The organism is Caulobacter zeae (assembly GCF_002858925.1).
Lineage (GTDB): Bacteria > Pseudomonadota > Alphaproteobacteria > Caulobacterales > Caulobacteraceae > Caulobacter > Caulobacter zeae.
The window spans coordinates 14,006-22,719 of sequence record NZ_PJRS01000006.1 but is presented as its reverse complement, the minus strand read 5'-3'; the positions used below and the strand labels follow the sequence as shown (position 1 = coordinate 22,719).

At 63.3% G+C, this 8,714-nt stretch carries 5 protein-coding genes; 2 read left to right on the top strand and 3 right to left on the bottom strand.

All coding sequences use genetic code 11. The features are described 5' to 3' along the window. Nucleotides 1–76 precede the first annotated feature (76 nt). The gene (locus SGCZBJ_RS01570; protein WP_133149162.1) at nt 77–430 is read left to right on the top strand and encodes a hypothetical protein; all 354 of its coding nucleotides are present in this window, start codon (nt 77–79) and stop codon (nt 428–430) included. Nucleotides 431–687: 257 nt separating this feature from the next. Here the strand turns inward: SGCZBJ_RS01570 and SGCZBJ_RS01565 are convergent, their stop codons facing one another. The 3 genes from SGCZBJ_RS01565 to nhaA form a co-directional block, all read right to left on the bottom strand. Beyond that, entirely contained in the window at nt 688–2,724 is a 2,037-nt protein-coding gene (locus SGCZBJ_RS01565; RefSeq protein ID WP_133149161.1) for a hypothetical protein, read from the bottom strand. A gap of 6 nt (nt 2,725–2,730) precedes the next feature. After that, nucleotides 2,731–4,686, bottom strand: a complete 1,956-nt coding sequence (locus tag SGCZBJ_RS01560; RefSeq protein WP_165799213.1) for a hybrid sensor histidine kinase/response regulator — start codon at nt 4,684–4,686, stop codon at nt 2,731–2,733. Nucleotides 4,687–4,906: 220 nt separating this feature from the next. Continuing rightward, a complete protein-coding gene (gene nhaA / locus SGCZBJ_RS01555; protein WP_101716281.1) occupies nt 4,907–6,091 on the bottom strand; it encodes a Na+/H+ antiporter NhaA in 1,185 nt (394 codons plus the stop codon). Between the two features lie 371 nt (nt 6,092–6,462). On the opposite strand from nhaA, the gene SGCZBJ_RS01550 reads away from it, so the two are divergent. Continuing rightward, nucleotides 6,463–8,403 carry a PAS domain-containing sensor histidine kinase gene (locus SGCZBJ_RS01550; protein ID WP_101716280.1) on the top strand — a complete coding sequence of 647 codons (1,941 nt, stop codon included), beginning with the start codon at nt 6,463–6,465 and terminating at the stop codon, nt 8,401–8,403. Nucleotides 8,404–8,714: the final 311 nt, after the last annotated feature.

The following is an 8,714-nucleotide window of genomic DNA, read 5'->3' as shown; positions in this document are numbered from 1 at the left end:
CCTTGGTCGCGGCCGGGTCTGGTTGACAGGACTTAAGTTCGGCGCGTCCATGGTCCGGCTTCTGGGGAGGGGCGCGGTGACCAAGGTCATGATCGACTACGAGGAAAAACTCTATCTGGCGCTCGCCGCCCTGCGCGGTGCGGGCTACGAGCCCGAGCGTCTGGTGCTCGATCGCCCCAGCCGCCTTGGCCCCACCAGTATAGACTGGACGGCGACCCGCTCAGGCGGCGCGCCCCGGGCGCTCGACCTGGCGATAGATTTCCAGGAACAAGAGCCGCCATCGATCGCCGTAAGCAAGGACGGCCGCGCCTTCCGGGCCCCGGTGGGCCTCAAGCCTCTGGCCCGATGGCTGGCGTCGGCGGCCGGTGAGCGCGAGCCGCTAGCGCTCATTCCGACCTACGCGGTTGCACGCCTGCGCGCGGTGCGTTGAAGCCCGCCCGACGCCCTGTCATCAGGACACTTCAAGACGTTCTACTAATTCGGCGGCGCACCGCAATGCATAGCATTGCGAGCAATACGTAAATTCTATCACAATCTAGATTACGCTCTATTACCACACGCCACTTACCCCGCACGGATCACTTGGACTCGAAGATCGGCGCTGGGGTCAGAGGTGAGATCCGGCACCCGTTCAGTCAAGGCTCCAAGCTTCGGCGCGCTCAAGGTGAAGCCGTCACAAAGCCCGTTCTACTGAATGGGCGTGGTGATGGCCGAGGGAGTTCGACGCGCGCCAGGAATCCGCCAGACACAGACCATTCTAGGGACCGCGTCTCTTGGCGTCTGGACTTGCTCGACCCAGCAGTTGTCTTCCAGGGTCAAGGGCCAGCCGCGTTGGGAGACGAGATCCAATACGACTAGGAACCCGATGCGCGGTCCGGTCAGTTCATAGGCAGCCGTCTGCCCGAGGTACTTGCTGATCCCCTCGCGCGATGCGTCGACAAGCTCACGCTTTACCTCGATGACCAGGCGGTGCTGGGGCCGGACGATGGCGATGTCGGCTCGCCCTCCCCCTACGTCGTTGAGTTCGCGAATGATCTGGTGATGTGGAAAGCCGTGGGCCTGGAGGCGAAGGAAATGCCAGCAGGCGCGCTGCAGTTCCTCCTCCAGCGGCTTGGCCCCACCGTTCGCAAAGAGAAATTCAAAGCCGCCCTTCGCCATCGTCGGCGTCATGTCCAGGCAGTGGCCGAGGAAAAGCGTTAGGTAGGTGATTAGCACACCCACGTCGTTGCGCAGTTCGCCGACATAGTCGACGTGCCCATCGACCGCACCGTCCATGGCGACGTAGGCGCGTTCCAGCGCACCGGTGAAACTTAACGGCGCCGATAGAGAAATCAGGCCCGCGAGATGCTGCTCCTGGGCGGTCGATGGCGCGGCGCTCCCCTCCTCTGGCGCGGACCGCACGGAACCGAGTTCCGCGATCGCCTCGAGCAAAACGGACGCCTCGCTGCGATCGGCTTCCGATGTGGATATGTCGTCGCGCCAAGCGGTAAGGTGACTGCGAAGCCCCTCCTGGCGCAGAAAGCTCAGAGCAAGCGTATCGGTTATCGAGCGACGAAGGACGTCGCCCCCAGGCGAAGCCAACGGCACCATGGCTCGCCGCAACCGCGCTATCTGCTCCAGGACTGGAACCGCGCGCAGCCAGCTCGGCTGAGCCAGTTGCAGCGATAGACCCTTCAGCGACGAGGCCAGCGACCACCAAGCCGTCTCGACGTCTAGCCGCGGGCGCAGCCAGCTTCGCAACGCCTGGCGATCGAGTTCGCGGCGCCGGGTCGCCGCGGCGTCGACGGCCTGAGCCAGCATCGGTTCGAGACCATCTTGGCTGGCAGAGCAGAACTTGGTTGTCGCCAGAAGAACCTGGGAAAGCGCGGCGGCTTCAACCAATTCGGGCCCTGCGTCGGCCGCCGCTGAGAACTTGCGGGCCGCCACCTCCAGCCCCAGCAGCATGGCCGCTGAGCTGTCGGCGGCAAGAGCGCGGTCCAGCGCGATCAAGGCCAGCTCGAAGAGCGCCTGTTCTCCGGCTTCATCGTTTTGGCTTAGCCGGAGCAGCAAGTCCTCGAGGTCGGATGATCGCCCCCACAGCCAGGCGAGACCTGCGAGCAAGGCGGCTCGCCTGATCAGGATCGGGTCGTCATCCGCGGTGATTTCGTCGAGCGCCGCCAGCGCCGCGGGCCGTGAGGCGCCAGGGAGATCCGCCAAAAGAAAGCCGCCGGCCAGGCATTCGGAGGCCATCAGGCAGGCGGCGGGGGTATCCCGCACGGTTGCGCGCTGTAGCAGGCGCCGCTGCAGCAGGCGCTGTTGCTGGGCTCCGAGCGGCGTGTCCAAGACGGCCTGCGCGGTCGCGGCAACGACAAACGGGTGCGGGTTCTGGGCGAGGATCCTCTCAATGATGGCGACCGCCTGGTCCGATAGCGGCTCGCCTTCGCCGGCCAGGGCCCGCACCAGCCGGTCCGCATAGACGCTCTGCGAAAGAGGTTCCGCCACGGCCGCCAGCGTTGCCAGCCCGCCAAGATCGGCAAGCCCTGGCGTGGCGAGCGACTGGAGCCGCTGTTCGAGCGCGTCGGCCGACAGCGTCAGAACATTGCTCCGCACTGTCGGCGGTCGGGTCGTGGGTGGCGTCGGTCTTCTTGTTGGGATCGAGCGCGGGATGGGGCGGCGCTTGCTGCCGGGCTGGCTTTGCGGTGCGGTAGGTTTCGATGGCGCAGGTTCGGGGTGCTCGGTGGTCAACGCTGCTCACCGGATAGGAACCTGGCTGCCCGAGAGTACCTCGTTGATCGCGGCCAGCAGGCGTGCTGCTTCGATCGGCTTGCCAAGGTGTCGATCCGCGCCCGCTTCGAAGCTCGCACGCAAATGCTCCGGCATGACATTGGCCGTCAGCATGATCACCGGACAAGGTGAACGGCCAAGCCGACGTTCAAGACCGCGAATTTCTCGCGTTGCGCTCAGGCCGTCCATGAATGGCATCTGCATGTCCATCAGGATCAGATCGAATGGCTCGGCGCCATAGGCCGTGGTCGCTTCGCGACCGTCGCCGACCGCCACAACCTGGGCGCCCACCTCCTGCAGGATCAGCTCAATGACTTTCCGATTGATCGCATGATCCTCGGCCAGCAGCACTTTCAGCCCGCTTTCTTGCACGGGCGAGGGTTCGGCGGCGGCGACCCTGGCCTGGGCGTCGGGCAAGGCTAACCGGAAACTGAAGGATGCGCCTTGGCCGGGCGTGGAGATGGCCGACAGTTCGCCTCCCATGGCGCGTACGAGATCGACACAGATCGAAAGCCCAAGTCCCGACCCGCCGTATTGCCGCGTGATGGAATCGTCCGCCTGCGTAAAGCGGTCGAAAATGCGAGCCTTAGCCTGTTCGTCGAAGCCAATTCCGCTATCGCTGACAGTAAATCGCCATGTTTGGCCCTCGCGCGCGAGCTCCAGACGGATAGAGCCTTCGTGAGTGAACTTCACGGCATTGCTCAGAAGGTTGCCTAGCACCTGTCGCAGCCGCATCTGGTCTCCGGCCACCCAGCATTCACCTTCAGGCTGAACCAGGATACAGGCAAGGCCTTTGGCTTCGGCCCGAGGGCGATGCAAGGCGCTGACTTCTCGCGAGAGCGATAGGAGATCGAAGGGCTCACAGACGATCCGCAAGGCCCCTTCTTCCAGGCGCGCCAAGTCTAACACGTCGCTGAGCAACCCCTCCAAGGTCCGGGCTGCGCCAGTGATCGCACCGAGCAAATCTGTCTGATCCTGCGCCAGCGGCGTGCGCGAGAGAACGTCGGCAAGGCCGATGATGCCGTTGAGCGGCGTGCGGATCTCATGGCTCATATTGGCCAGAAAGCGGGTCTTTGCCTCGCTGGCGACTCGAACCTGGTTGAGCGCCTCCCGCTCGGAGATGTCTCTGATGATCGCCCCGATCATGGTTCGCTCGCTGTCGCGCCACACAGACAGAGCCAAGCTGGCGGGAAATTCCGCTCCATCCCGGCGCAGGGCCGGGACCTCGACGGCGCCGGACAGGGTTGGCCGCCCGCCAAGACAAAGGCGCGCAAATCCGCGATCATGCCCCGCGCGCAGCCGCTCTGGGATAATCATTCGCAGCGACTGTCCCAGCGCGTCGTCGCTGCTAATGCCAAAAATGGCTTCGGCCGCGGCATTCCAGTGCCGGATGGTCTGGCGCTCATCGACGATAATGACCGCATCGGACGTCCCGCCAAAAAGCTGTGACAGAAACAGCTGCTCACGGCGCGATCCAAGGCTCTGACCGGCGATCTGCGCCAGGGTTTCGACCTGCGCGAGTTGATTATCGGAAAACGAGCGCTGCGCAGCGCTCGTCACGCAAAGGACGCCGACCGTCATTTCTTGCACAAATATCGGAAAGCCTGCGTAGGCGCCGACATCCGACGCGGAACCCTGGAAGTCGCGTTCCACGTCTGTAATGACAAGCGGCAGGGCTGATCGCGCCACTCGCTCGCTGAGCACGGCCCTCAGACAAGCAGGCTCCGAACCGCCTCCTGCCGCGACGTTTCCCAACAGGCCATGACCATCGACGAAGCTTATGAAGCTTGCATCTGTCAAGGTCGCGTCGCGCGCGGCCTTGGCGATGAGGTCAAAGACCGGTTCGGACGAGGCGTCCCAAAGAGCAAGGGTTCCGAGAAGCGCAACCTGGCGGTCTTCTGTTATAGATTCGATTTTTTCCAAGATCGCCCCCTTCGCCACCAGTATCGGGTCGAGCCTTGGCCAAATCATTACCCCTGTCCTGAGGTTGATTGTCGCAGGTTCGGCAGCGGCCTGAATGACGGCGCTGGCGAAAAGCGGGCTCGACGAATGCTCTGTTCTTCCAAGTGTTCTGGCGATCAGGCAACGAGTCTCGCCTGAACGCGAGCACCAAGCGCGACAAGATGAGCAGGACGGTGGCTGATCAGGTGTTGGAAGTTGCAGACATACGCGCTTTTGCGAAGAAAAGTATTAGCGCGCCGGCCTTCGCGGCGAAGAAAGAGCCGACGAGCACGCCCACCTTGACTTCGTCCTGGATCGCAGGGTCGCCGAAGGCCAACAGCCCGATGAACAGGCTCATCGTAAAACCAATGCCGCACAGAAGGCTAACGCCGTAGAGCTGCACCCATGTCGCACCGACGGGAAGGCAGGCCACGCGCGCTTTGATCGCGAGCCAGCAGGCGGCGAACACCCCTGCCTGCTTTCCCAGGAAGAGACCGAGCGCCACGCCCAAGGTAACCGGCTCGATCAGGACAGCAGCGGACATGCCGGCGAAAGAAACGCCCGCGTTCGCAAAGCCGAAGATCGGCACGACCAAGAACGCCACCCAAGGCGAGAGACCGTGCTCGAGCCTGTGTAGAGGCGAGGCCATGTCGTCCGGCGCGGCCTTTGAGGTCCGGAGCGGAATTGTCAGCGCAAGGACGACCCCGGCGATCGTCGCATGGACCCCCGACAGGAGCACGAGCCACCAAAGTGCAAGACCCAGCACCAGGTAGGGCGCCAACCGGGTCACCTTAAGCCGGTTCAGCAACACCAGAAGGATCGTCGCCAGTAGCGCGCCGCCCAAGGCCGCAAGGTTGAGCTGTTCGGTGTAGAAAAGGGCGATCACCATGACAGCGACGAGGTCGTCCACGATGGCCAACGTCGCCAGGAAGACCTTGAGGCTTGTCGGAACCCGCGGCCCAAGGAGCGAAAGGACGCCCAAGGCGAAAGCGATGTCGGTCGCGGTCGGAATCGCCCATCCCCTCAGGGTCTGGGGGCTGGCGGCATTGATGGTAGCGTAGATGAGGGCAGGTGCGATCACGCCGCCAGCAGCGGCGATACAGGGCAAGGCCCGATTCGACCAACTCGCCAGCTGGCCGTCAAGGAACTCGCGTTTGATTTCGAGGCCAACGAACAGAAAAAAGACGGCCATCAGCCCATCGTTGATCCAATGCAGCAGATCAAGGCCAGCGAACGAGGCGTGCAAGGCTGAAAAGTAGCCGCCGGCAAGCGGCGAATTGGCGACGAACAGCGCAAGCACGGCCGCAGCCATCAGCAGCAGGCCGCCGGCAGCGCCGCTATCAAGAAATTCCCGCAGGACGGAAGGTTTACGGACACGGTCCGTCATGGCGCGTTTCTCCGCGCTGGCGGCCCGACCAGCGGAGAATCCTGACCGGCCAAGATGGCCGGGCACCCGTAGGCGCCTATGGCATCGATCGCGGCCAGGTTCAAGGCTTGCGCGCTAAACCTAGATGCTGACCTCAAGTCGTTGAGACCAACGGCGCTTAAACCCCTCGACCATTATTCCGAGCCAAGTGCGGCCGCCCGGCCTATCTGGCGACCTGGCGGGAGGCCGGACCGTTAGGACAAAGCTGCTGGCCCAAACGAGGTTGGGCTTGTCGGCAGCGATTGTCGCAACCAGAGCTTGGCATTGGTGTTAAATCGGCCGAAGCCATGGTTGGGATGCTGAGCACAATCTGACTTAGGGGCCCCGCGGCGATGACCTCATCATTTCCAGCCAAGCTGGACGGCGACATCGCATCGCGTTTGGAAGCCGATGACTTCTGGACGGCCGCCTTGGGCGGGATTGATCAGTGGTCGCCGGTCCTGCGTCAGCAGGTGGCGACCTTGCTCAACGCCCCGCTGCCTATGTTTTTGCTTTGGGGACCGCAGCGGGCGTTGGTCTACAACGACGCCTATCGCGCCATTCTTGGTGAAAAGCATCCGTGGGCTCTTGGACGTCGGTTTTTCGAGGTCTGGCCCCAGTCCGAGGAGCGAATGGCCCCCGTCATCGCGGCGGCGTTCTCGGGGGAGCCTAGCCTCTTTGAAGACCATGAGGTGCTGTTGCAGCGGACCGGATCGCCTACGCCGGCATGGTTCACCTTTTCATACAGCGCCATTCCGGCCGGCGATGTGATCGGGGGCGTCCTTTGCATCTGTATAGAGACGACTTCCGCCGCACTTGAGCGCGCCGCCCGACAGGAAAGCGAGACGGCCCTGCTCTTTCTCGACCGCTTCACCAGGATAACAGCGACCTTGACGAGCGCGGAGGCGGTGATGCAGCGAGCCACACAGTTGATCGGCGAACAGTTGGACGTCGCCATCTGCGCCTATGCGGATATGGACGACAACAGCAACGACTTTTCTATACGCGGCGACTGGACCGCTGTCGGTTCGACCTCGATCGTAGGCCGATACCGACTGTCGGATTTTGGAAGCCTGGCGGTTGATCGTCTTTCGCGGGGACTGCCGCTCGTGATCAATGACAACAGCGTCGAGATCGCCCAACACGAGGCGGCGACATTCCAATCGCTCGGTATAGCCTCGACGATCTGCATGCCGCTGATACGCGATGGTCGCCTTCGCGCGCTGATCGCGGTTCACCATAGGATTGCGCACGTGTGGACCGATCGCGAACAGGCGCTTGTCCGCGAGGCTGCCGAACGCTCCTGGGCTTTCGTCGAGCGCGCACGAAGCGAACGCGCCCTTCACGAGAGTGAGACGAGACTTAGGTTGGCGACCGAATACAGCGAGACAGGTCTGTGGGACGTCGAACATGGGCACGGCGCCCTCTACTGGGATGATCGCGTGCGGGCCCTATTTGGCCTGGAGCCAGGCAGGCCGGTCTCGATGAAGGATTTCTACAGCGGCCTGCATCCAGACGATCTAAGAGCGACCACAGAGGCCTATGCCGCCGCGGCCGATCCTGACCAGCGCGCGCTCTACGATGTGGAGTATAGAACTATCGGCGCGAAGGACGGCGCTACGCGCTGGGTGGCGGCCAAAGGCCGCGGGCTGTTCGACAGCCAGGGGCGGTGCGTGCGAGTGGCCGGAACGGCCATGGATATCACCGCACGAAAGCAGGCCGAAGAGACGAGCGAACTGCTCATGCGCGAGGTCGACCACCGGGCCCGCAACTCGCTGGCCGTCATCCAGTCGGTCGTGCGCCTGTCAGATGCGAGCGACCGCGAAGCCTTGCGATCGGCGCTTTATGGCAGGATCGAAGCCATGTCGCGCGCCCAGGCGACCTTGGCGAACGGCGCCTGGCGGGGCGGATCGATGGTCCAGGTGGTGCGTGATGAGCTGGCTTCGACCCTCGCGGCGCAAGCGCGCCTCACCCTGTCTGGAGGGGAAATCTGGCTCTCGGCCGACCAGATCCAGCCCGTCAGCATGATCCTCCATGAGCTCGCGACCAACGCCGTCAAGTATGGCTCGCTCTCGACGTTGGGGGGCAGCCTAGACGTCCGCTGGTCGGGCAAACCTGACCAATGGCGCCTTCACTGGGAGGAACGCGGCGGCCCCGCGGTAGAGCCCCCCAAGCGAACCGGGTTTGGCTCACGCCTCGTGGCGCGCCTGGCTCGCCAGCTTGAAGCGACCATCGCATTCGATTGGGCAAAGGACGGCCTGCAGGTCGATCTGCAGACTAAGAAGCGCGGTTGACGATGGCCGATGGACTAGCAAGGCGCGCGCCGATGCCGGTGTCGTTCGTTGCGCCCTAGCATTGTAATGACCGACCGCCGCCCCTGCGGCGTTGCCGAAGTCGCCGATCAGTGGCGGGTTGGCAGGGGGAAAAATTCGTCCAGAAAGCATCTGACCCGCTCGGCGCCATGAGCCCAGACATCAGCAACCTCAGCTGCCGTCTGGCAGCACGTTTACCAGGCGCGTCATACGTTAAATTTCCTGACCAATGCAATTGTATCGGCGAATTTGAACATCGTCGAGGCCATCGAGAAGAATCCGCAGGCGTAATA